General features: G+C 48.6%; 22 protein-coding genes. 9 read left to right on the top strand and 13 right to left on the bottom strand.

Annotated features, from left to right (window positions below; all coding sequences use genetic code 11):
- On the top strand, positions 1 to 930 hold the full coding sequence (locus tag CWE06_RS02795) for an MlaD family protein (protein ID WP_157981116.1): 930 nt from the start codon (positions 1 to 3) through the stop codon (positions 928 to 930).
- Positions 927 to 1,526 carry an ABC-type transport auxiliary lipoprotein family protein gene (locus CWE06_RS02800; RefSeq protein WP_126790947.1) on the top strand — a complete coding sequence of 200 codons (600 nt, stop codon included), beginning with the start codon at positions 927 to 929 and terminating at the stop codon, positions 1,524 to 1,526. Before CWE06_RS02795 ends, CWE06_RS02800 begins: the two co-directional genes overlap by 4 nt.
- Here CWE06_RS02800 and CWE06_RS02805 read toward each other — a convergent pair.
- The 6 genes from CWE06_RS02805 to CWE06_RS02830 form a co-directional block, all read right to left on the bottom strand.
- The gene (locus tag CWE06_RS02805) at positions 1,523 to 1,948 is read right to left on the bottom strand and encodes a DUF3010 family protein (RefSeq protein WP_126790948.1); all 426 of its coding nucleotides are present in this window, start codon (positions 1,946 to 1,948) and stop codon (positions 1,523 to 1,525) included. The genes CWE06_RS02800 and CWE06_RS02805 overlap by 4 nt on opposite strands.
- Before the next feature lie 9 nt (positions 1,949 to 1,957).
- Positions 1,958 to 3,238 carry a guanine deaminase gene (gene guaD, locus CWE06_RS02810; protein WP_126790950.1) on the bottom strand — a complete coding sequence of 427 codons (1,281 nt, stop codon included), beginning with the start codon at positions 3,236 to 3,238 and terminating at the stop codon, positions 1,958 to 1,960.
- A 93-nt stretch (positions 3,239 to 3,331) separates the two neighbouring features.
- On the bottom strand, positions 3,332 to 4,510 hold the full coding sequence (locus CWE06_RS02815) for a murein transglycosylase domain-containing protein (protein WP_126790952.1): 1,179 nt from the start codon (positions 4,508 to 4,510) through the stop codon (positions 3,332 to 3,334).
- A gap of 98 nt (positions 4,511 to 4,608) precedes the next feature.
- A complete protein-coding gene (locus CWE06_RS02820) occupies positions 4,609 to 5,040 on the bottom strand; it encodes a hypothetical protein (protein WP_126790954.1) in 432 nt (143 codons plus the stop codon).
- 113 nt (positions 5,041 to 5,153) lie between these two features.
- On the bottom strand, positions 5,154 to 6,101 hold the full coding sequence (locus CWE06_RS02825) for a PA2778 family cysteine peptidase (RefSeq protein ID WP_157981117.1): 948 nt from the start codon (positions 6,099 to 6,101) through the stop codon (positions 5,154 to 5,156).
- Positions 6,102 to 6,168: 67 nt separating this feature from the next.
- Positions 6,169 to 6,528: a PA2779 family protein gene (locus CWE06_RS02830; RefSeq protein ID WP_126790958.1), complete on the bottom strand. Its 360-nt coding sequence runs from the start codon at positions 6,526 to 6,528 to the stop codon at positions 6,169 to 6,171.
- 171 nt (positions 6,529 to 6,699) lie between these two features.
- On the opposite strand from CWE06_RS02830, the gene CWE06_RS02835 reads away from it, so the two are divergent.
- Entirely contained in the window at positions 6,700 to 7,191 is a 492-nt protein-coding gene (locus CWE06_RS02835; RefSeq protein WP_126790960.1) for a hypothetical protein, read from the top strand.
- On the opposite strand, the gene CWE06_RS02840 is transcribed toward CWE06_RS02835, so the two are convergent.
- Entirely contained in the window at positions 7,188 to 9,080 is a 1,893-nt protein-coding gene (locus CWE06_RS02840; RefSeq protein ID WP_126790962.1) for a long-chain-acyl-CoA synthetase, read from the bottom strand. The genes CWE06_RS02835 and CWE06_RS02840 overlap by 4 nt on opposite strands.
- A gap of 370 nt (positions 9,081 to 9,450) precedes the next feature.
- Between CWE06_RS02840 and CWE06_RS02845 the strand changes: the two genes are divergently transcribed.
- Both CWE06_RS02845 and CWE06_RS12565 read left to right on the top strand, forming a co-directional pair.
- Complete coding sequence (locus CWE06_RS02845) at positions 9,451 to 9,834, top strand: GreA/GreB family elongation factor (protein WP_126790964.1); 384 nt, start codon at positions 9,451 to 9,453, stop codon at positions 9,832 to 9,834.
- 118 nt (positions 9,835 to 9,952) lie between these two features.
- A complete protein-coding gene (locus CWE06_RS12565; protein ID WP_275065561.1) occupies positions 9,953 to 10,075 on the top strand; it encodes a hypothetical protein in 123 nt (40 codons plus the stop codon).
- 10 nt (positions 10,076 to 10,085) lie between these two features.
- Here the strand turns inward: CWE06_RS12565 and CWE06_RS02850 are convergent, their stop codons facing one another.
- Positions 10,086 to 12,176: a TonB-dependent receptor family protein gene (locus tag CWE06_RS02850; RefSeq protein WP_126790966.1), complete on the bottom strand. Its 2,091-nt coding sequence runs from the start codon at positions 12,174 to 12,176 to the stop codon at positions 10,086 to 10,088.
- A gap of 222 nt (positions 12,177 to 12,398) precedes the next feature.
- Here CWE06_RS02850 and CWE06_RS02855 point away from each other — a divergent pair, with 222 nt between their 5' ends.
- Both CWE06_RS02855 and CWE06_RS02860 read left to right on the top strand, forming a co-directional pair.
- The gene (locus CWE06_RS02855; protein ID WP_126790968.1) at positions 12,399 to 13,673 is read left to right on the top strand and encodes a DASH family cryptochrome; all 1,275 of its coding nucleotides are present in this window, start codon (positions 12,399 to 12,401) and stop codon (positions 13,671 to 13,673) included.
- Positions 13,655 to 13,798, top strand: a complete 144-nt coding sequence (locus CWE06_RS02860) for a DUF2256 domain-containing protein (RefSeq protein ID WP_126790970.1) — start codon at positions 13,655 to 13,657, stop codon at positions 13,796 to 13,798. The genes CWE06_RS02855 and CWE06_RS02860 overlap by 19 nt, the downstream gene beginning before the upstream one ends.
- Before the next feature lie 12 nt (positions 13,799 to 13,810).
- On the opposite strand, the gene CWE06_RS02865 is transcribed toward CWE06_RS02860, so the two are convergent.
- Genes CWE06_RS02865 through CWE06_RS02880 form a run of 4 tightly spaced genes read right to left on the bottom strand, consistent with a single transcriptional unit; the run spans position 13,811 to position 19,540 of the window.
- Entirely contained in the window at positions 13,811 to 15,406 is a 1,596-nt protein-coding gene (locus tag CWE06_RS02865; protein ID WP_126790972.1) for an amino acid ABC transporter ATP-binding/permease protein, read from the bottom strand.
- Positions 15,397 to 17,115, bottom strand: a complete 1,719-nt coding sequence (locus CWE06_RS02870) for an ABC transporter ATP-binding protein/permease (RefSeq protein ID WP_126790974.1) — start codon at positions 17,113 to 17,115, stop codon at positions 15,397 to 15,399. The genes CWE06_RS02865 and CWE06_RS02870 overlap by 10 nt, the downstream gene beginning before the upstream one ends.
- A 17-nt stretch (positions 17,116 to 17,132) precedes the next feature.
- Positions 17,133 to 18,140, bottom strand: a complete 1,008-nt coding sequence (gene cydB, locus CWE06_RS02875; RefSeq protein WP_126790976.1) for a cytochrome d ubiquinol oxidase subunit II — start codon at positions 18,138 to 18,140, stop codon at positions 17,133 to 17,135.
- Entirely contained in the window at positions 18,137 to 19,540 is a 1,404-nt protein-coding gene (locus tag CWE06_RS02880) for a cytochrome ubiquinol oxidase subunit I (protein ID WP_126790978.1), read from the bottom strand. Before CWE06_RS02880 ends, cydB begins: the two co-directional genes overlap by 4 nt.
- Positions 19,541 to 19,730: 190 nt before the next feature.
- On the opposite strand from CWE06_RS02880, the gene CWE06_RS02885 reads away from it, so the two are divergent.
- Together CWE06_RS02885 and CWE06_RS02890 are read left to right on the top strand one after the other, a co-directional pair.
- Entirely contained in the window at positions 19,731 to 20,888 is a 1,158-nt protein-coding gene (locus CWE06_RS02885; RefSeq protein WP_126790980.1) for an exonuclease SbcCD subunit D, read from the top strand.
- A gap of 9 nt (positions 20,889 to 20,897) precedes the next feature.
- Positions 20,898 to 24,002 (top strand): AAA family ATPase, encoded by a 3,105-nt coding sequence (locus CWE06_RS02890; protein WP_126790982.1) that lies wholly within the window; start codon positions 20,898 to 20,900, stop codon positions 24,000 to 24,002.
- A gap of 81 nt (positions 24,003 to 24,083) precedes the next feature.
- Here CWE06_RS02890 and CWE06_RS02895 read toward each other — a convergent pair whose 3' ends face one another.
- Positions 24,084 to 24,590: a DUF2569 domain-containing protein gene (locus CWE06_RS02895; RefSeq protein WP_126790984.1), complete on the bottom strand. Its 507-nt coding sequence runs from the start codon at positions 24,588 to 24,590 to the stop codon at positions 24,084 to 24,086.
- Between the last annotated feature and the right edge of the window lie 2 nt (positions 24,591 to 24,592).

Here is a 24,592-nt window from a genome sequence, read left to right on the forward strand (position 1 = left end):
ATGGAAACACGTGCCCACCATTTATTGGTCGGACTCTTTACCGTTATTGCATTAGTGGCAGCGGTGTTCTTTACGTTATGGCTGACGAAGGCAGGCAGCGAACGTGCCGTTAGTGAGTACGAAGTTGTGTTTACTGACGGTGTTTCGGGCCTATCAATCGGCAGCCCTGTGCAATTCAATGGTATTCGAATTGGTGAGGTCGCGACGTTACAGCTCGACCCTAACGACCCGAATCAAGTTCGCGCTCGCGTCCGTATCGATAATCAAGTCACCATTACGCCGAACACTTCGGCCCGCTTAGCCCTATTGAATGTTACCGGCGCCACTGCCATCGACCTGTACGTCAATGAAAAGCGCTTGGACGAACATGTCTACAATAGCCGCGGTATCCCCGTGATCGTGGCTGAACCGAGCCCGTTTACCCGCTTACGGGTCAGTAGTGAAGAGCTACTGGTTAATTTAAATAGCTTTTTGAATAACGCTGCGAACATCGTATCCGATGAAAACAGCGAAAAAATCGCAAGTATCTTAACCAATCTCGATCAGCTGAGCGCTTCTTTGGCGCAGCAAAGTGACTCGCTTGGATCGGATTTAAGCGCACTCATGGCCAACTTGAATACAACCAGCGAGCAATTTAACCAAGTACTTACTCGTGTGGATGAGAATATTCTGAGTCAGAGTGAGCCTGTTATGGCAAATGCGGCAGCAGCCATGCAGCATCTCGCTGATATGAGCCAACGCGTCGATGCGCTGGTCGCTCAGCATGAAGGTTCCGTTGCCGCTGGGCTGGACGGAGTTAGTGAAATTGGCCCAGTTATCCGTGAGCTCCGCAATACCATTCACACCGTAAATATGATTCTACTGCAAATCGACCAAGATCCTGCCGGCTACCTGCTTGGCCGTGAACAACTGAAGGAGTACAAGCCATGAGATATGCCCTGCTTGCGCTACTAACTTTAAGCTGGCTGAGCGCCTGTACCGTCTTACCTGAAGCCGAAACCGTTGAAGTTTATCGCCTGCATCCGGTCACCACAGCAAGCTCTGCAAGCACTGAGCCGTTTCCTCATGCTGTTCGTGTTACACGCCCCCTGGTCACCGATTTGCTCGCTGGTAATCGTATTCTGCGCTTGCATTCAGACCAAAGCCTATCAGCCTACGCAGGGGCACGTTGGAGCAATGCAATTCCGGTGTTATGGCGGGACTGGATGACGAATGCACTCACACAACACCCAGCATTCGCTCAGATCAGCAGTGATGTTGACAATGTCGCGGCTGACTTTGAGCTCGCCGGAACCTTAAGAAACTTCCAAATTGAAAGCCGTGATGGGACAAGTTATGCCATTGTACAATTTGATGCGCGCTTGGTTGCCCTGAGTAGCCGGAGCGTCGTCGCCCAACAACGGTTGAACGCCCGCATACCAGTCACTGGTAATTCGAGTGCTGCCGCTGTCGCAGCGCTCAGCCAAGCAACCGAATCTGTCTATAGTGACTTGGTCGCTTGGCTGCTCAGCACAAACGCGGATTAACGCTTCATGACGAATGCGTATGCAGTCATAAATGCAGTTTGTTGAAAGCCTTTTAAACCGGTTTCTGCGTAATCCACTGCAAGCGGATTACGCTTCAGGATTTCTTTCTGCTCGGTGCCATTGAGGATATGCGTCTGCACACCTTCAAGTAACTGCATGACGGTTTCAATTTTAAACCCTACTGCTCCTCCAGCAAATTTACCTTTCTGCGGGCGCTCTTTTATCACCACATGTTCAACTCTGTAGTCGACCATGAGTTTTTGCAGGGTAAAGTGAAACTTTTGCACCTGTTCTTGCATCGCATCTTTGGTTAATTGTAGACGGACTGTTCGACAGTCTGGCAGGCCAATTAATCCTTGGTCCATATCCATGAGAACCAAAATAGCTTCATTACTTTTAATTTCTACACCACAAACACGCATGCTTGCTCCTTAATGAGATTGAGCCTGTTCACCTAAAATATAGGTGGCGGCGACGGCGCGATCATCCGCCAATGTATTTAACACAAAAATCGTTTCTTGAATGCTACGGCAACGTGCAGTTCGGCTGGCTAATAGTGGCGTCGCGGCTAAATCGAGAACAACAAAGTCTGCTTCTTTACCATCGGTAAAGTTACCAATGCAATGATCAAGTGACAGTGCTTTTGCTCCGCCAAGTGTGGCCAGATAGAGCGTTTCAAGCGCTGCTAAACTCTGACCTTGTAACTGCTGAACTTTGTAGGCTTCGCCCATGGTCTGTAGCATCGAAAAACTCGTGCCAGCACCAACGTCTGTGCCTAAACCGACTCGGATACCATGCTGCTGTATCTTGCGTAACGGAAACAAGCCGGAACCAAGAAATAAGTTTGAAGTTGGGCAATGGGCAACGACTGAGTCGGTTGCAGCTAAACGCTCGCAACTTGCTTCACACAAATGCACACCGTGCGCAAATACACTGCGTTTACCAAGTAAGCCAGAGTGCTCGTAAACATCAAGATAGTTATCACTTTCTGGAAAAAGCTCAGCAACCCATGCGATCTCGGCTTCATTCTCGGCCAAGTGTGTATGCATGTAAACGTCGGGGAATTCTTGCAATAACTCCCCTGCTTTATCGAGTTGCGCACGGCTGCTTGTTGGCGCAAAGCGCGGGGTTACTGCGTAAAGTAGGCGGTCAACACCATGCCAGCGTTGAATGAGTTCTTTGCTCTCAGCGTAGCCCTGCTCGGCTGTATCACACAAATTTTCTGGCGCGTTGCGATCCATGAGGACCTTGCCAGCAATCATCCGCAACTGACGTTGCTGTGCTGCTTGAAAGAAAGCGTCTACCGATTGCGGATGCACCGTACCAAAAACGAGCGCAGTTGTGGTGCCGTTACGCAATAGTTCATTCAAGAAACGTTCTGCAACGTCGCGTGCATGATGCTCGTCAGCAAACTTTGCTTCTTCAGGGAACGTATATGTTTCTAGCCAATCGAGCAACTGTGCGCCGTATGCGCCGATCATATCAGTTTGCGGATAGTGGATATGGGTATCGATAAAACCTGGAATAATAAGTTTGCCGCGATAATCGACCACCTCAAAATCTATGGTGTGCGTATACTCACCGACAGCGACAATTTTGCCTGCTTCAACCACCAATAAACCATCGGCAAAATACTCCCATGCTGCATCACCAGCGATCGACGGGTCATCCAAAAAATGCAAAATGGCAGCACGAAAACCACGCTTCCCCATATTCGTAACAATCCTTTACTCAGCTTGAATTCAAAACGAACCGCATATTATACATGAAAAGCTGTTCAACATGCCGCTTTAAAAACGTAGGAGCTACGAGGCGCGATAGCGGAGTTCCGCTTCGCGCACTTTCTGCAAATAATTGCGGGTTTCAGCAAAAGGATGGTAGCGCAAAAGATGCTGATAGACTTGCTCGGGAGTCATCCCATTAATCCGCCGTAAAGCTTCATCACGATTGCTAGAAAACGCTCGAAAGACATTTCCCGAACCGCCGTTGTAACCAGCTATTTTCGCATACTGCCGGCTAAGTGGATCGTTAATTTGCTGCAAGTAAACGTCATCAAGCAAGAATAGATAAGCACTACCAATATCGATGTTGTAGTCGGGTTTAAATAAGTTTTCCCGGGTTGGCTCGCCCGGTAACCCTTTTACCCGCTCATACACATCCCGTCCGGCTGTCGCTTGGACAATTTGCATGAGGCCGAGCGCATTTGCATGGCTCACAGCATAAGGGTTAAAACTACTTTCAACCTCGATCACAGCGTAGACCAAAGTCGGTGGAATGCGATATTGATTGGCATACCGCAATACCGAATCGGAGTACTGTAATTGCCGTAAATGTAGATGATTATCCACTAGGTTCACGCGCACAGAGCTAATCAGACGGCCTTCACTTCGGCGTTGGCGAAATTGATTCGTAATCAAATGCTGGGCAAAGCGCTCAGCGCGCCATTCATAACGAATTGGCTCACCATCTTGGTCGAGAATTTGCTGATATAAAAACGGTTCGTCACCAAGCTGCGGTTCTTGGTCGGTAAAAATGTCTTCAACTGTTAGGTCTTTGGGTGTTAAAAGAGTGAGGATAAGTGCTTTCTGAAGCATGGTTCGTGGGGCTTCTTCGTCAATCGTTTCAACCTGCAAATAGCCTTGCTCAAAATCGATGATAGCGCGCGCTAAATAATCATTACTGTATTTAACGTATCGCTTTTCCGAAGGCAGTTCTTCATTGTCTTTGCCCCAGACGTCTTCAAGGATAATGGCAATAACTTCAATAATTTCACGAATTGACGAGATATTTTTTAAGCCTTCAATTCCGCCATAGGGCTCAAGGCGATCGTTAACTATAATCCGTGCATAATCGCGGGCGCCTGTACGCTCGGCGATCTCGCGCCAATCATCATGACTAAGTGCACAGCTCACTACTGATAGGGCAAAAACCGCCAGAATAATGCCGCGAAGGGTATTTCCGGACCATAACGTACAGTTCAACATTGGTTTTCCTCAAGCTGCCCATAGACTCATTCAATTGCTAGTTTAACTAAGTTCCACGCGCTCATCGGCTTCGCTCAAGGTTTTTTACCGAAATTTTGCTAACGCAAATCAACCTCGACATCACCATTTGCTGCTTTTCGAACCAGATAGCTAATTGGAATTTCAACGCCAACCGGCGTTTGTAATCGACCGATACAGGTCACTTCTTGATCTAAATAATTTTTATGAGCTTCGCGGCCATACAAAAATTTTAGCTTACTCGCTTGTAGTCCAGCAAAACGTTCAATCGCATCATCTGCATCTAAGTTTATTGCTGGGTCGACCTCTCCACGCTCGTTGGTCACAGGCCACGCTTGGTCACCGTTACGGTATTCAAATGCCAATTTTTCGGCAAATAGTCTTTGACTTTGACCACGCACTTCATCGACAACCGTGTCACTGTCACAGCGAAAAACTGCATCGCCACACGCAGTTAGTGAAACAATTAGAACAACGACTAAAGACGCTTTGAAAGGAATGTACGTGCGCATGAATGGGCCTCTCCTTGTGAAGTTGCCACATTCTACCAATGCCCATTTAATAATCAATACATATAGTTAAGCTCATTATTACATTATGTAACAATTTGTAACCGTGTCATTGGTTAGTTTTGTTGGTCCTTCGCAATCAGAACTTCCGCTTGGCCGTAACGCGGATGCTCTGGTGCCAACTTTGCTGCAACTCGCGCAGCATCAAGAGCTTCTTGATGTTTCCCTTGGCGTTGAAATGCCCAAGCTAAATTAAAGAATCCGGCCGCTTGGCGAGGTTGTAGCTCAGTCACGCGATAGAAGTGTTCTTCGGCGTCAGCAAAGTCCCCCTGTTGGTAGGCAAGCCCTCCTAGCCCAAGGTAACCAATGGCTTCGTTTGGCCAGCGCTTAATGCCGACTGTATATCCTTGCGCTGCTAACTCGCGGCGACCTTGCTGTTCAACTGCTGTAACGGCGGCGTAATAATCGAGCGCTGACAACGTGCGCGGCGTTTGACCGACCGGCGGTACGACCATGCCCCAATATTGACCAAGCCGCCAACTACGCTCGAATTTGGCGAATGACATCACTTCTCGCTCTGTGGTGCCCGAGCGCAAGATAACGTGTTGCTGTCTTGGATCAACACCAATGACCACCGCGTAATGCCAGATGGGAAAGCGCGAGAAACCAAGGTTTTGTAAGACTAAAACTGGATAACCCGCGTTTACTTCGGCGAACAGTGCATCAAGCTGACGTGGGATAACGAATGGAATTCGTTCAGCTCGTCTTGTCGCAGCGAGCAGCTCTGTTTGTAAGCTACCTTCACGGCCAGGAATGTAAACCTGAGGCGTCAGATCATCTGGCTCGATATCGCTGACGCCGGCTACTTGCAGGACTGTCGCAAGGGCCGCTGGACCGCATTGAAATTCCTCTTGCGGATGAAATGGTGTTGCGCTGAGCTCAACCGCCGAGAGTGATTGAATATCGATATGCGGATACTGGTAGGGAGCGGTTGCACAAGCGCTTAACAGTGCACAACCAAGCAGGACCAAGCTGATACGAAAAGACTGCATTATTCGAGTCATGGGCATCCTTGAGGTAAAGAAAAACGCTTGCTAGGGCAACCTAACAAGCGTTCATAGCGACAATCAATTATCTAAAAAATACGAGCCAAATAATCAAGGCAATTAAAATAACCGTGGTACTTACACTAATTCCCGCGCCAGCAGGTAATTCGTCTAAGTGAGCGGTTAACTCAAGGACTTCAGCATCTGTCAGTGCGTCAACCCGGGCAATTGCGTCATCAGGGTTTACGCCATAACGAACGAGCTGTTCACGCACTTCATCACGATGCAGCTGTTCAACCAATTGCGCTCTGTTCCAGCCGGATTGTTGCTCGGCAACAACATCTGCCGTAGACACAATATCAGCTTGTGCAGTTGGTACGACCGCAGTCGTAAGGGCAAAGCTAGACAATAACATTGTAGTTCCAAGGAACAGTGATTTCTTCATGACAAGTCTCCGTGTTTTGTTGTCACTTTTGTTGTCATTTATAACCGTAGACCATTTTTTTTTACTTGTCTGTAAAGTTAGCGTTATTTTTTCATCTTCGCTATGCTGATAAATAGATAGTCTGTTCAATAGTTTAAATGTCGGTAACGGCAAATCCTAAGGAGCTTGACCATGAGTACTGCAAAATCCCAAGTCACACTTTGCACCAATATCGTTCGCTATGAACGACTCCTTGAATTGAGTAAAGCTCAAGCAAATGCAGCCGTGAGTTTTCAACAGCATACTTTATCGAAACTAGCCGAGAATTATGACGGCTATATAAGTGAACGTGTTGGCGGCCGATTGATGGTAACGTTTAGCAGCCCTGACGCCGCTATGGCTGCTGCACTGAGCCTACTGAAAGCGATTGAAGATGAGCCTTTTTACGTGCGGATTGGCATGCATTTCGGCGACACTAGCGGCGTCGGCCAACATGTATCAGGGCTTGGTGTGGTCATTGCGACTGAGCTAGAAGAATTGGCGAGTCCAGACCACATCGTCATTTCCGACGCTTTACGGCAGCAGCTTAGCAGTCTTCCGCATGTCAAAATCTACCCATTGGGGGAGCGTTTTTTACCTGGCGTGCCAGAACCGGTAGTCGCTCATCGAGTTGAACGAGTTTAGAAACGGACACTACCCTGCTCGATCGCCTGAACAACATCAGTCGACATGCGCTGATAACCTTTCTCGCGGTCGAGCAAGACGTAGACCATATCGGTTTCAGTGAGTAACTGAAAACCCTGGCGTTTTAACTCTGTTTTCTTGATTTTGAACGTGCCTGTAACCTCGTGAAAATCGCGCAGGCGCACAAATAGTGGAATCGCATAATCCGGCAAGGTTTGCCGCACATGTTGATAAAATGCTTGCGGATTAAAACGACGATCTTCGGCAACTGTCAATGAAGCCATGCCTGCTCGACCCTCTGCATGAGGCACTTTGACGCCATAAACCACCGCTTCAACGATATCGCTATATGTTTGCAGTTGTGCTTCCACTTCCGTGGTCGCAACATTTTCCGCTTTCCAGCGGAAAGTATCACCAACGCGATCGACAAAGGCTATGTGACGGAAGCCCTGATTGCGCACAAGATCACCGGTATTAAACCAACAATCATCGGCCTTAAAAACGCCACGTAATAATTTAGCTTCATTCGCCTTCGGATTGTTTGCATAGCCGTCAAATGGTGTTTTTTCGGCCACTTCGGCTAGGAGTAAACCGACCTCACCTTTCTTGACCGGAATTAACCGTCCCTTTTGGTCTAGAATGACCTGCTCGTTATCAATATCGAATTTGACAATAGCGTAGGTCATTGGCGAAAAACCGACTGTGCGCTTTAGATTAAACGCATTAACAAAGCCGATATTACCCTCACTTGCGCCATACAATTCACAGATTCGTGATATTCCGAAGCGCTGTTGAAAGTCATCCCAGATTTCAGAGCGCAAACCATTGCCAATGGTGGCACGAATTGTATGCTGCTGGTCGAGGTTCGAGACCGGTTGATTCAGCAGATAACGACACATTTCACCAATATAAACAAACACTGTGGCTTGAAGTTCACACATTTGCTGCCAAAACTGCGTCGCACTGAAACGGCGACCAAGTAGCAAGCAGGAATGAGTCATGACCACGGAGCTTAATGCAATTGACAAAGCCGTATTGTGATACAGAGGCGAGCAGCAATAGAGACGGTCCTGAGACTTAAGACCGGCCGCCATTTGGCCAAAGCCGATACCCGCTTTGTACCAACGCAAATGCGTCATTGGCGCTGCTTTAGGCAATCCGGTAGTGCCCGAAGTGAAGACGTAGAAACAAGGTGTTCCAAGAGTAATCGTTGCTGTCACGTCAGGGTTGTGCGTACTGGCTTTGATACTCATCGACATGAGGTCTAAATAACCCGCTGGGCAGCCCAGTGTTTCCTCTTGTGACTGTGGTTCCATGACAGCCGAATCTGCGCCTTGAGAAAAGTCGTCAGCCATTGGATGTAGCTCCGGATCTGCCACAAAAAAGCGAGGAACGTCGTCGATTAAGCCTTCAGCTGTCGCTAACGCCGCTAAACACTCTTCACCGACGACCAACATGCTTGGCCGGATTAAACTGAAGCTATGCGCAAGCACATCGGCCTTTTGCTTGTGGTTCATCATGCCAGCCATTGCCCCAAGTTTGTTTGCAGCAAACACACAAGCGAGCAACTCCGCCCGATTTTCCATCAGTAATGCAACGCAATCACCGGCGTTGAGCCCTTGGGCTTGCAGGGTATGGGCGATTTGGTTTACCCAGCGGTTAAATTCTGCGTAGGTATATTGACGGCCATCACATTCAAGAAATACTTGCTCGGGAACACGCGCAGCCGCTTGCTGCAAATAGAACCCCGTCGAGCCGACGTCGGATTTCTGAGCTCGTTTAAGCTTTATATTGGACCACAAAAAACTCGGCAAACGCGGTAAGAAACGACCCACCGCTAACAGTACGTCGCCCCATGAATGCGTATTTTTATTATTATTTACACTCATAACTCCCCCTCTAAGTTTTCATCATAACCAACCCTGTGAAAGTCGCCAAGTAATTCCAGCTACGGTCCGGAATGCGATTCCAGCTACGGTTCACAATGCCATTCCAGCTACGGTCCGGAATGCCATTCCAGCTAAGGTCCCTACCGGGCGCGCGCAATGGCTTGCCTTTTATTTTTTGTGGGCTATGATGGTGGTTCACGTGTTTGAGGACGCCATGTTTAAATACGATTATTCAATTCTGAGTACCGCACTCACCTTTCCAGTCTAAAGCCGATCGCGTTCAGCGCTCGGCGGTAAATCCTGTACATTTTGTTTGTGTTCTGTTGGTTCGGTTGGAGAAAAAGCCGTGCTGTCACATTCGTGGAAACGTATGTTCAGGTTTTGCAAAACCTCAATTTGCTACACCCATCCAATGCTACAAGATTCGAGTCATAGTCTGTTACTCGATCCGGTGCAATTGGCCACTATCTTAAATCAGCTCGAAGCGTCTCAGCGCCCTGCTTCGCGTCTATACGCTCGGGTGCGATTAGGCAGTTTCGTAACGCTGACGGCAAAAGACTACAGCGAAACATTGGAGTTGCAGTTAGTCGAGCCCGGGGACAGTAATCCCGCATTAAACAAAGTGTCGTTTTTATCACCTGTTGGAGCAGCTATTTTGGGCAAACGCAGGGGGGCAGAAGTCGTCGTTAAAACCAGTATTGGTGATTTTGAATGGATTATTACCTGCGTACGCCAGCATCGAGGAGATTTTTAAAAGGCTTGCCACAATAACCTGTTACCAATGGAGGGCCAACGCCATGAAGTAACCACTGGGTTTAATTCGAACTGCGCAACCCACGCAGTATGGTTTTTAACTTAGATAGGTGACGATCATGAGTAAAGAAAAAGCGAAAAAACCCGCAACAAAAACCCTAAAAGAGAAACGTCGCGAGAAAAACAAAAACAACAAAGCGATTAAAAAAAAGCCCGGCCATTTTGGCCGGGCTTCATTTTAGCTATTCGCGATTAAAACTGATAACGGAAACCAATTTCAAAAGCACGTTCTGGACCAACGTAAATACCCTGGCGTAAACCGGCAATGTATTGCTTGTCAGTTAAGTTTTTAACTGAGCCAAATACCGTAAAGCTCGGATTAAACTGGTATTGTGCAAAGAAGTCATACACAGTGTAAGACGGCAGTAATCCACCCCAGATACCACCTGCGGCATCGGCTGGAATATCAACGCGATTGCTCGGGTCACCAAACTGCTCGCCTTGATAATGAGCCATTACAGCTGCGCTAAAGCCTTCGAAGCTATACGTTAAACCTAAGTTTGCAAGGTACTCAGGCGCGTACGGTAAGCGATTACCGCGGTTGTCTCCGGACATAAATTCAGACTTAGGAATCCAGGTTGCATTGCTGTCGAGCATGAATCCACCGCCTAATTCGAATCCAAACTGTAATTCGACACCATAGTGTTCGGTTTTACCAGCATTTGACTGGGATAGATTCGGGTCGCTGTTACCTGTTACAACTTGATTATCAAAGTCCATCATAAAGGCTGCAACTTCATAGCTTAAGCGGTTATACACGCCGCGGACACCAATTTCGTAATTCGTCGAGCGTTCACCGTCAAGCTGCTGATCTTGCAGACCATCTAGCGCAACACCATTCGATGCGGGTGAAAATGCCCGATAAACACCACCGTACATCTCGGCGGTTGCAGTGAGCTCAAAAGTCGCCCCTACGCCTGGCAAAAACTCTGTGTTCGAGGTCTTTGCAGAAGCATTACCGTCACTCAGTACCGTACGCACTTGTTCGTATGACTCAACACGCAAGCCTGGTGTTACTGCAAAGCGATCAGAAACGCGCAGTTGCGTTTGCGCATATGCAGCATAGCTATCCGCTGAATCTTGAATATGACGGTCATTCACGCCGGTGCGATCATTGGCACGGGTCGCGCGAATACGCGTGTCGTCAGACTCTTCGGTCATAAAGCGAAGGCCGAATTCACTATTGGCGTCCATGTCCATCAGTGTGTGGCGATAAGCTAAACGTGTCTCGACACCGAAGCGTTCGAAGCTGCGGTTGTTGCCCGTTAACGCATCGGTATAGACCCAACGACCAGCCTCATTTGAAGCAGCGGTGTCGACATTATAGCGCCAGTAATCACGTGATACGTCGCTCCAGTAAACTAATGTATTGAGCGTCATTGCTGAATTAATTAACCATTCGTGATTCACGTCGAAGGCAATACGCTCTTGCAAATACCAATCATCTGGAGCTGGGTTATAACGCTCGCCATTGCGATAATCATCAAGCAACAAACCACGATAGGAAATATTGGCGTCGTTTTGGTGGTATGAGAACTTCAAGCCGACCCGTTGATCACCCGTCAACGCCATACCGGCTTTCACCATCACGTCAGTTAGGTCATAGCCTTTGTCCATAAAGCCATCACTGCTCGCGTGAGTAAACACCACGCCCGCAAACGCATCACCTGCAGCATTATGATTACCTGCTTCGAGATTCAATTCACGCATATTGTGTGAACCGACACGGCTAGAAAGCAAAACACCCTCGTCTGGCGTTTTGGTTTGATAGTTGACAACACCACCGATTGTCGAAGGGCCATAGCGCAACGAAGACGATCCTTTCAGGATTTCGACCCGCTCAACACGCTGAATGCGTGGATTGAAGTAACGGTCATTACCAATAAACAATCCAGGGGCAACCGGAACGCCGTCTTCAAGGACAAGCGATTTGGATTCGCTAGCTGAAAGGCCACGAATACCAAAATTGGTCACAATTGAAGATTCTTCTTCACCTTTGACGTTAATACCCGCAATACGCCGTAAAACGTCTTCATTCGAAAGCGGCTGAACGCGCTCAATTTGGTCGCGGCTAATTAAGTTCACAGTGCCGGTTTCATCGTAGCTATGAGCACGGCGTTCACCATGAACACGGATAACTTCAATGCTCGGCATACGCGACTTACGTGCTTCTGAATCCTCTGCGTCTGATGCGTCTGTTTGGGCAAAAGTTACCGCTGGTGTTAACACAACTGCAATCGCAAGCGCTAGTTTTGAAACTCGAAGTGAAGAAGAAAAATGCATAAATGTTCCCCTAAAAAAATGAATGTGTTTCGCTGACAGGGCGCATATTAGATCTAAATGAGAATGATTGTCAATTAGATTATCATTTATATTTAGGTACCCCTTATTAGGGACCGTAGCTGGAATGCCATTCCAGCTACGGTTCAGAATGCGCAGTAAATGGTCTATGCGCTGAAAATCGGCGTATATAGAAACCCGAAATAAGTGTGTGAATGAGGCTGTATGGCAGGAATTACTTGGTTTCGACGCAATCTACGGATCACCGACAATGCTGCATTCCAGCTACGGTTCACAATGGCTGGGGTGTTCTTCTTTGATCAGCAATGGACTGGTGATTGGTTAGGCATAGCTCGTTGCGGGGAGCATCGCCGTAATTTTTTGCAGAAGTCGCTGCATGACTTAGAAGAAAACTTGCGCGCACTGGATGTGCCTTTCCACAGCATAACCGCTGAGCCGGAAGTTGAGTTGCCAAGGCTTTGTCGTCAGCTCAATGTCGACGAGGTTCACACCCAAGCTTTACCTGCCTATGCCGAGCGGCAGCAGGCAACCAGAGTACGTCAAGCCTTGATGGCTATTGGTGTTAGGCTAATTGAACATGATGATTATACCCTCTTCCCTACTACTCTTGTTGCCGAGGCGCATCCGACAAGTTTTACGTCATTTAGTAAGTTTCGTAAGAAACTGACGCCTTATCTAGACCAGATCATCGTGGCTGAGAATTCGCCATCGTTGCACCTGCAGTCGCTAACAAATCAGCAAGCAGCGGTCATCAACGAGTATCAAGATATTACGCCGCCAGATCCACGCGCTGTCATGAACTTTATTGGTGGTGAGACGTTTGCCCAACAACACCTTGTTCAATACTGTGAATCTGCTCTATTTCACTATAAGGAAACCCGCAACGAGTTAATTGGTCAAGACTACTCCAGTAAGCTCTCGCCTTGGTTGAATCTCGGTTGTATTTCACCACGACAGGTGCTCGCTGCAGTCAAACAAGCGGAACGCATCGGCGGTGCAAATGCATCGACCGAGTGGCTCATTGTCGAGTTAATGTGGCGTGACTTCTTCCAGTTTTGCGCGCTTGAACGCGGCCATGAACTTTTCGGCGGCAGTGCCAATCGTCTTGTTGAACCCAACTCGTCACTATCGCTCGAAAAAGACAAGGATTTCACGCGCTGGCAACACGGCGCAACCGGCCATCCATTTCTCGATGCAAATATGCGTGAACTTGCTGCAACAGGTTTTATGAGTAATCGTGGTCGACAAAATGTAGCGTCTGCATTAATCCATGACTTAGGCTGTGACTGGCGACTCGGCGCAGTCTGGTTCGAGCAGCAGCTAATCGACTACGATCCCGCCAGTAATTATGGCAACTGGCAGTATATTGCCGGTATTCATGCGAACTCGCGTGGTGGAAGTTGGTTTAATCTCGACAAGCAAGCTGCTCTGTACGATTCCGAGCAGCAATACCAAGCACTATGGCTCACAAAAAGCTAAATTTGGCGAGTAAAGTCTGCCCAGTATGCCAACGCCCGTTTGCGTGGCGTAAGAAGTGGCAACGTAATTGGGCGGAGATTGTGTATTGCTCTGAACGTTGTCGGCGCAATCGTCAATACCGGTAATGGTCAATACCGTTAACCGTCCAAATTCACAACCTGCCCTGCAACCGGCAGACTAGTTAAGTCGTGCCCGAGCACCAAAGCCGTTTTCCCGCGCAGCCATGTAGTGACGTTGGTCATTAGTTTGGTTTGGGTATGTCGGTCAATTCCAGTGAATGGTTCATCAAGAATAACCAGGTCGGGATTCTGCAAATAGAGGCGAGCTAGCATCAAGCGACGCGCTTGCCCACCCGACAAAGACGTTCCCGCTGTGCCCACCCAAGTGTCGAGCTGTGCTGGCATCGCGCTGACTTCTGCCTTTAAACAGGCAAAATCAAGTGCTTGCCAGAGCTGTTCAATGGACGCTTGCGGTGCAGCAATTCGTAAATTGGCAGCGATTGTTCCGGATAAAACAAGGTTAGCTTGCGCCATGTAGCCCATGGACTGCAGCCAGGCCGATGTACCGACTTGCTCAGCCCAAGTACTGTCGGCATAAACCACCTGCCCTGTATTCGGTAGCAAACCTGCCGCCATTTGCCCTATGGTTGATTTACCCATACCTGACGCGCCAATCACAGCGGTGATTTGCTGCGGAGCAATGCGCACCGACTGGCCAAGAGGTAAGGCAACAAAACGGCGATTACCCGTGTCTGTCAGCGTAAAGCTATCATGAATTCGTGCTCGCGCTTCGTTAACCAACCCAACCTGTCCAGCTTGCTCGGCCACCGGTTGGATTAGCTCGGCGAGCGCAAGAACGGCCAGCACATGCAACACGACTATCGGTAAGCTAAGGGTTTCCGCTAAATAAGCATTAAGGCCGTACAGCAAAATAACGACGGCTAGCCCCTGCACGGTCGCGGATATCACGGCATCAATGAAGGCAAGCCTCTGCAAACGATGCTGTTGCCACGCATTCAAGCGTTGCGCTGAAGCAAGCAGCCGTTGGGTATTGTCCTGCCAAAGCCCTGCTGTCTTTAATTCCGCGCCGCCATCGTACAGGTCTAAACTCGTTTGCCGAATCAACTCCTGTTGCCGCACTTCACCGCGTCCTTGCTGATTGGTTAATCGTTGCGATATCGGTCCAGCAAGTAACCAAAGTAAAACAAAAACACTCAAGGTAAGGACATGGAGCCAAAAATGTCTGGAACCACTGGTTAGCACTATCAGTAGCCAAACGACAACTAGCGCGAGTGCTGCTAGTCTCGGCGGTGCTATGAGACGCATATACCACGCATCAAGCGTGTTTAAGTCTTGAGTTAAGCGCTGTAACATCGAAGCTGTATTGACCCGTAAGAACTGAGCCGGTGATCGTTGGGTTAACTGGGAAAACAGCTGATTGCGCCACCAAGCTTGAATTCGTAGAACAGCATCATGATGAATCACTCGCTCAAAATAGCGAGCCACTGTGCGCAACAACGCAAAGAAGCGAATACCCGTACCAGGGGTGAAAACATCAATCAGCACAACAGTCGCAGTCAAGCCGACCACTGCGGTCGTCGTGATAAACCAACCTGAGAGCGCTAACAGACCAATGCCGGCTAAAGCGGTTAAGACTAAAAATACAAAGCCAAGCAACAAACGCTGACGTTCTAGCTGGAAACCTGTGCGGAAGAACCCTTTTTTTAACCGCATGGTGCCTCCGACGTGCCTGTCTCATCAAGATTAACCACAATATCCGCTAAATCGTCAAAATGCGCTGCATGGCTCGCAATCACAGTGGTGACACCCTGCTTTTTCAGTTCCAATAAGGCCAGATGTACGTAACTTGCACTTACACTATCAAGGCCTGCACTAGGCTCATCGAGCAATAAAATTTGCGGTGAAAAACCAAGACGAACAGCCAGCAGCCAGCGCCCTAAGGCTAACCGCTTTGCTTCGCCACCAGATAAACCAGCGCCGAGTTCAGATACATGCGAGTGCAATCCGAGAGGCAAACGAGCAAGTGTCTGTTCAAGACCCAGCTGTTGACACACAATCATTGCCTCGTCGAGCAACGTAGACTCCATTGTGTTTTCAAACACATAATCTTGCTGTGCTTCCGGCAGCAGCGCACAGAGGTTCTGCAATACGCTGGCATTGCTCAGCCATGGGCTCTGGGGTAAGTAGCCAATGCGAGCTAAATCGGTGGCCTGGAGCTGCTGTCCCTTCGATGTTGTTATTTCTAATCCTGGTAATAAACCAGCCAGAAGCTGCAAAATGGTACTTTTGCCACTCCCTGTCACGCCCTTGAGCAGGACAACCTGACCTTCCTCGATCGCCATCGCTGGCACCAAAAATACCTGATCACGTGTCGCATACTGAAAGGTCATGGACTTAGTCTGTAGCGGAAAATGAGCGGCGTGCTCTTTACTTGGGCTTGCTGCTTTTGTTTGCTCACTTAACACACTCGCAGCGCCTAGTGCCGCTGCTCGATCATGATAGAACTGAGACAACTGCCGCAACGGCTGAAAAAACTCAGGAGCGAGCAATAGAATAAATAGCCCAGAGAACAGCGTCAGTTGTTCTGCGGCTGGAAATGAATAATAACCAAGTAACGAGAAGCCAATATAAATGGCTAATGCGGCGATGGCGATGGCTGCAAAAAATTCAAGCACTGCTGAGGACAAAAAAGCAACACGGAGTGTTTTCATGTTGAGCTGACGATACTCGTCATTGGCTTTTTCAACCTGACGTTGTGCAACAGGTAACTTTTGCATCAAGAACAACAAAGTTAAATTGCGCACTCGATCAATAAAAATCCCAGCTAAACGCTGCACTGAAAGAATGTGCTGTTGGTGGATACGTTCGGCTCCCATGCCGATCAGTGCCATAAATAGTGGAATTAAAGGTGCACTGATCAGTAAAAACAAGCCAGCAAGCCAGTTTAAATAAAACACCACAGCCAAAATAACCAGCGGCTGCCAAACCGCGAGCCAAACTTGCGGTTTATAGCGGCCAAAATAACCGCTCAACTGCTCAATGGGCTCAATATAATCATTGGCTGCGTTAGTATTTCGCTGTTGCTGCCACTCACCACTTGTCAGTTGCCAATGCCAGTGCTCAAGTAAACGCTGTTGGGCACTATTCTTTGCACTCTCTGCAGCTCTTAATGCAGTGGCTTTGTGACCATATCCCGAACCTGCGCGGACAAGAATAGTGACGAATAGTGCGACTAAAATCGCTGTGATTGACTCAATATGTTGCTGAAAAAACAGCTGCACAAGCCAGGCCATTAAACCCAATTGAATAACAGTCGCAATAGCATGAATACTGCCCCAGCAACGAGCCCAAAGCAAAGAGCGGCTTGACGCCGCTCCTAACTGATTTAAGTAGGCTTTTTCTAGCTGAAAGGTCGTTCGCACTTATTTACTTACCTGCATTAGTGATATCCCGCCCCTGCTTTCACCTTGCCACGAAATACCCAATAGGTCCATGCGGTGTACACCAGCACAATTGGAATAACGAATAACAAGCCGAGCAGCAAGAATAGTTGCGACGAGTGTGCTGAAGCAGCGTCCCATAGCGTGTAATTCGGTGGCACGACATACGGGAACTTACTCGCGAGCAAACCTAAATAAGTAAATAAAAACATGCCCATTGTTGCCACGAATGGCGAACCATCGCGGCGTTGTTTGAGTGCGCGCAACAACCAACCGGCACACAGCACCGCGAACAGAGGCAGTAACCAAATCACACTCACACCATTAAACCAACGCTCTTTCACAAATGGGTCGACAAATGGCGTCCAAACACTAATGACTGCAAAAACAATGAGCACGGCAATTAAAAGGTAAGGCGTAATTTTAAACGCCCAATTTTGAATGCTACCTTCTGATTTCATAATCAGCCAGGTCGCACCTAATAACGCATAACCGGCAACCAGTCCGAAACCTGTTAAGATCGTAAACGGTGTCAACCAGTCGAACGCGCCGCCGACATAGGCCATGTTCTCAACCCGAAAGCCTTGAATGTATGCCCCAACCACTGCGCCTTGGGCAAAAGCCGCAACCGTCGAGCCAATCGCAAACGACCAATTCCAAAGGTAGCGCGACGTTTTTGCCTTAAAACGAAACTCAAAAGCAATGCCGCGGAAAATCAAACCAGCGAGCATTAAAAACACACCAATGTATAACGCCGGTAAAAACACCGCATAAACAAGTGGAAACGCTGCCAACAAACCTGCACCACCGAGAATAAGCCACGTCTCGTTACCATCCCAGACCGGGGCAACCGAGTTCATCATGACATCACGGGCGTCCTCACTTGGGGCAAATGGAAATAACACGCCCAAGCCAAGGTCGAAGCCATCCATCAACACGTACATGATGACCCCAAACGCAATAATGCCGGCCCAAATAATTGTTAAATCAAATACCGGATCACTCATGATTCAGGCTCCTCTTCCCAAGACGCACTTGCCGCTGAGAACGGACGTTTCGCCCGTTGTGATGGATCTGCAGTTGTCATTTCATGCTCGGGTGCTAAACCAACGCGCAATACGCGCATGAGGTAATACAAGCCAGCAGCAAAAACAACCGCATACACTGCGATATAACCGATTAAAGTAAACAGCGCCATGCCACCAGTTAGCGACGGTGTTAGCCCCTCGGCATGGGTCATCACTTCATAAATTAACCAAGGTGCTCGGCCGACTTCGGTCACGAACCAACCCGCCAGCACGGCTATAAATGGCGTAACCGCCATCAAGCGCAAGCCTTGTAAGAACCAACTTGTGCGCGTATAGGCCTCCTTGCGCCGCAACGCCAGGCCAGCGACGGCGAACACTAACATTAAGATACCGATGCCAACCATAATCCGAAACGCCCAGAACACAATGGCCACAGGTGGCTGCTCTTCGCGCGGCACTTCATTTAAGCCGGGCACTTCACCATCCCAGTCGTGGGTCAAAATATAGCTAGCTAAGCGTGGAATACCTATTTCAAAGTGATTGGTTTGGGCTTCTTGATCTGGCCAAGCGAAGAGTAGCAGCGGCGCGCCATTCTGGGTTTCCCAAACCCCTTCCATCGCTGCAACCTTAGTCGGTTGATGCTCAAAGGTATTGAGGCCGTGGATGTCACCAACCACTACCTGAGCGGGAGCTGCAATTAGAATCAGCCATAACGACATCGATAATGCACGTTTATGCACATCAGCGTCTTTGTTGCGCAACAAATACCACGCACTCACCCCAGCAACAACAAAGGCGCCGGTTAAGAATGACGCGAGCCCCATGTGGAAGAAGCGCGGCGCTAGGCTCGCATTAAAAATGGCTTCACTCCAACTGGTGACGTACACCAAACCGTCGCGTAACTCAAAACCTGCGGGGGTCTGCATCCAGCTGTTGGCTGAAAGAATCCAGAACGAAGAAATGAATGTACCGGTAGCAACCATGACCGCAGAAAAGAAGTGAATACCTTGCGGGACTTTTCCTCGTCCAAACAGTAAAACGCCAAGGAACGCGGCTTCAAGGAAAAACGCAGTAATAACCTCGTAACTGAGGACCGGCCCAAGGAAATTGGCTCCTGCATATGCGAAGTTGCTCCAATTGGTGCCGAACTGAAAGGCCATGACTATTCCCGAGACCACGCCCATGCCAAACACCACGGCAAAAACTTGAATCCAGAAGCGTGACAGGCGCTCCCAAACTGGGTTTTGAGTTCGCCACGAAAGCCCCTCTAAGACCGCAATAAACGAAGCAAGACCGATAGTAAAGACAGGAAATATCGCATGAAAGGACACTACAAACGCAAATTGAATGCGCGACAGCAAGAGCGGATCAAGATCCATAGTCGAGCTCCTTTGGGTAAAGTCATTAACACCAATGAGGTAGCTGTATACTATACCCCCCACCCCACAATTTCAAAGTCTTAGCCGCTGTGGCATATGATCACAACTGCTTTCTAGCAGCGGTTATAGTTCCGGTACGCTAGGCGATTTGCTAGTATCAAGGCATGATAAAAAGACATGGAAAGTAACAATGAAACTGCTGCATACATCCGACTGGCATTTAGGGCGAGTCTTTAATCATCATTCGTTGCTTGACGATCAAGCTCATATACTCAAACAGATCACCCAACAGGTCAAAGATCATCAAGTTGATGCGCTCATTGTTGCCGGCGATATTTATGACCGTGCCCTGCCACCGGCAGACGCAGTTCAGCTCCTCGACCGAACATTGAGCAAAATCATCAACGAGCTAAACACACCTGTCGTGATGATTTCAGGTAACCACGATGGTGCCCAACGTCTGGGGTTCGGCGCAGAACTCTTCAAACAAGCGGGCTTGCACCTTTTTACCTCGTTCGATGATCTTTTTAACCCGGTGATCTTAAAGGCGCCTTTCGGTCAAGTCGTGATTTGGGGCATTCCCTATTGCGATCCTGAGCATGTCAACGACTACTTCGATACCAAAGTCAGTGACCATCAAGGTGCTCAAGAGTATGTAACCCAGCGGCTGCAAGCACACATTGCTGAGCACTTCCCTGAAAATTGCGCGCATGTGGTTGTCAGTCATAGTTTTATTGCCGGTGCCAGTACCAGTGATTCTGAACGCCCGCTTAGCATTGGTGGCGCCGAGTGCGTCGACGCTGATCTGTTCAAAGAATTCACTTACACCGCACTCGGTCATTTGCACCAAGCACAGTTTAAAGGTTACCAACATGTGCGTTACAGCGGCTCACCTTTAAAGTACAGTTTTTCCGAAGTCTCTCAGAAAAAATCAACGACGCTGGTCACTATCAAAGACAGTAAAACCGTTGAACATGAATTGTTACCATTAAAAGCGATTCGCGATGTACGTGTAATCGAGGGGTTGTTCGACGATATTCTTGCTGAAGGTGCGAATGATCCACACAACCTCGATTACGTGCATGTGAAGCTAACCGACAAGCACGCCATTCTAGACCCACTTGCACAGCTCCGACGGGTGTATCCAAATATTCTTGATTTAAGTAAAGCAACACTCGAGCGACAAGCTAACGACACGGCCCAAACGCGTGAACAGCTAGCTCGCCCGCACATTGAGATCATTGCCGATTTTTATCAAAACATGCGCGGAGAAAATCTCAGCGACGAGCAAACCGAGTTATTAGCAAGCGTTTTAAACGACATAAACAAAGCTAAGCAAGACGCCTAGGAAGCTAACATGAAACCGATTTACCTAAAAATGACTGCGTTCGGGCCGTTTGCAACCAGTCAATCCGTGGCATTCGACGAGCTTGGCGAAAACCCGTTGTTTCTGATTAATGGCCCAACAGGTGCAGGCAAAACCTCGCTGCTCGATGCCATGGCGTTTGCCCTCTATGGCGTCACGACCGGTGATCGCAGCGGCGAGTCCATGCGTTGCCACCATGCAGCGAACGATCTTGAAACCGAAGTTATTTTCATTTTTGCTCTTGGCAAAAAATACTACCGGATTGACCGCAAACCTGCGCAAACCACGAAGGCCAAACGAGGCGACGGCGACGCGTCACGCAATGCCACCGCAAATTTATACGCTGTGCAGCCAGACCACAATCTTGCGCCGCTTGATTGGCCAACTGAGTTACTCAGTGCTCGCAGTGTCACCCAAGCAAGCGAGCAAATCAAAACACTCATTGGTCTAGACGCTAGCCAATTCCGCCAAGTGGTGGTTTTGCCACAAGGCCGTTTTCGCGAATTACTCGTCGCGAGCTCGCAAGATCGCGAGAAAATTCTCGCCAGTTTGTTTCAAACGCAAATCTTTAAGAACATTGAAGAGGCGGTAGCGGCAAAAGCCCGCAATGTGCATAACGCTTACCATCAGTTAAAACAAAATCTAGCGTCTTTAGTCGCCGATGCGGGAGTCGAGACAATTGAGCAACTTGAGGCCGAAATCGAACAGGCTCAAGAACCATTGCAACAGGCGAAGGAAGAACTGGCGAACAGTAAATTAGCCCACGACCAAGCAAAAACGGCCTACACACAGGCCGTTGAGCTGAATAAACGCTTTGACAGTCTGATTGACAATCAGCGCAAATTTGAGCAATTAAGGTCACAGCAAGCGACTATAAATGAGCAGCGCGAGCTACTTCAGCAGCACCGCCATGCGACTCAATTACAACCAACTTGGCAAGAACTACAAAAGGCCACTGAGCAACTAAAAGCCAGAACAATCCAACAACAGCACGCAACGGAACAACTCAGCGTTACACAAAAAGCTGTTGAACAAGCAACCGCCGATTGCGCCAAAGTAAAAAACCACCCTGAGCAAATCGATGGATTAAAAGCACAGTTAAATACGTTAGCCAAGCAAGCTGATTTAGTCGAACAGCTGCAATCGCTACAAAACCAACGACGCGAAAACTCAGATAAGTTACAACAATATCAACAAAAATTAACGCAAGTGACCGCAGAACAAGCGGATATCGATGCTAAAGTTGCCGCTAGCGAAGCGCAGCAACAAGCGCTCCAAACGCAAATTGAGCAACACCAGAATACCGAAGTGGCGGTACAGAAACTCGAGCGACAAATTGCACAAGCGCACAAACTTGCTGAACAAGAAACCGTAATCACGGCCGCACAAGCGCAACTTCAGCAAGCAGAACAACCAGTACAAGCAGCTCGCGAACAGCTTGAACAAGCTAAAACCACACACAAACGGCTACAGCTGCAATGGCATAGCGAACAGGCCCATGCCCTCGCACTCCAATTAGAGCCGGGACTGCCGTGTTTGGTATGCGGCAGTACGGAACATCCAAATCCTGCGCATGCGAACTCAGATCAAGAGTTGGTCAGCCAAGAGCAACTTGAGCAAGCGGAGCAACACATTCAGCGTCAGCAAACAGCACTACAAAGTGCCGAGCAGCATTACGCTAAGCAGCAACAGCAAATTCAGCATCGCATCGAGATGCAAACCGAATTGCGCACTGAGCTTGGCGAACTTGGCGAACTTGGCGAATTAGCCCAACAACCGGTACCAGAGCTGCAGCGGTACTTGCAACAACAACTACAAGACATGCAAGCGGTTGCAACCAGACAGCTGTCGGAAAAAACACAACTTGCGCAAGTCACTCAGACCTTGCAGAAGCTTAGCCAGTTGAAAACGACACTCACGAAGCAAGCTGGGGAGCAACAGCAATTATTCAATGACTGTGCGACTGTTCTTGCCCGACTAACTGGCCAGATTGACTCGCTTGACCCTGAACAGTCGCTACAGAAAATGTCGGTTCAAGATATTCAGGAACAACTGAAAACCCTGCGCAGGCAATGCGAAAAGCTGCAACTCGAACAGGAACAAGCACAAGCTCGTTTGCGCCAATCCGAGCAGCAATTAGCAACTGCAAAAAATGGCGATGACAGCGCACGAAAAGAGCTGCAAGACAGTCAAGCTAGTTACACTAGTGCTCAGCAAGCGTGGCAAAAGGCACTGGCCAGTGCACCTTGGGACAACGAACAAGCCTTTCTCGCTGCTCTACTCAGCGCCGACAAGGCAACGCTAATTGAACAAGCGCTTGCCGATTATCAGAGTCAACTCATTGCAACGGAAAGCCAAATCAAACAAGACCAAGATGCGATTGCTCAGCAGCAGCGACCAGACCTCTCGGTACTTGAAGCGTATACGCAAGAACAAGCTCAGCGCGAACATGCAAGCCAACAGACATTCGACACCTTGGACAAAGGTTTGCACCTTTTACAGTACAGCCAACAGCGCTATCGTAACCAAGAGGCCAAATCAAAAGAGCTAGTTTCTGAATACAAAATTATTGGTGAATTAGCGGAAACCCTGAGCGGCGATAATGATGCCCGCGTTAGCTTACAACGCTTTGTTCTCGCGGTATTGCTCGACGATGTTCTGCATGAAGCGTCATTGCGACTCGAGAAAATGACTCATCACCGCTATACACTTTTACGCGGCCAAGCCACTGGTGATCGTCGGAAGCATGGTGGCTTAGACCTGATGATTCATGACAGTTACACCGGTCAAAGCCGAGAAGTGAATACCTTGTCCGGCGGCGAAAGTTTTATGGCCGCCCTAGCCCTCGCGTTGGGGCTATCCGACGTGGTGCAAAGCTACGCGGGAGGCATTCGCATTGAAACCTTGTTCATTGACGAAGGCTTTGGCAGCCTCGATAGTGAAGCGCTCGATTTAGCGATTGACGTACTTGCTAACTTGCGTGCGAGCGGTCGCACTATTGGGATCATTTCCCACGTTGGCGAACTCAAGCAACGAATTCACAAGCGCATTGATGTGGTACGCCAAGCTGATGGTAGTTATTTAAAAATGCAATAATGCGACAGCCATAAAGAAGCCGCTCAAGTACAGAACGACCTTGAGCGGCTATTGCTAGTTCAGCGTCTTAAGCCTAAAGCTTTACTCTGCAGCCATTTCTTTACTTGCTCGCCCTTCAACAAACGTTGCTTTCACGCGCTTCGAAACCAGCATGTAAGGGATCCAAATACACGCAGATACCAACACTCGAATAAACTCTTGCAAACTTTGTGCGTCGAACAAAGGCTCACCGGGCAACACTTGCGCCACTAACCAGGCGTCGAGTGGGATAAAAACCAGCGCGACCAGTACAACAATGATATAAACCTTTGGAAACAAATAGTGCTTACTGAAAAACAGATAAACTAAATACAAAGACGCTAATAACATGGCGAAGTTAAAAATAATCTCGCCGGTTAACAAGGGTGCCCAGAGCGAATGATAAACCTCGGACCCCGGAGTGGTTAAAGCTTCCCACGTTCCATCAGCGAAAATTTCGTTATAAATCGGTAGCTGTACAAATAATATACGAATTGGCGATAAAACCAGCCCAAGCGCAACTAACAGGAGCCAACCGCGTAGGCCTTTTAAATTCTGTTCGTTCGACACTA

Origin of the sequence: Aliidiomarina haloalkalitolerans (assembly GCF_003987315.1) — a bacterium.
GTDB classification, from domain to species: Bacteria; Pseudomonadota; Gammaproteobacteria; order Enterobacterales; family Alteromonadaceae; genus Aliidiomarina; species Aliidiomarina haloalkalitolerans.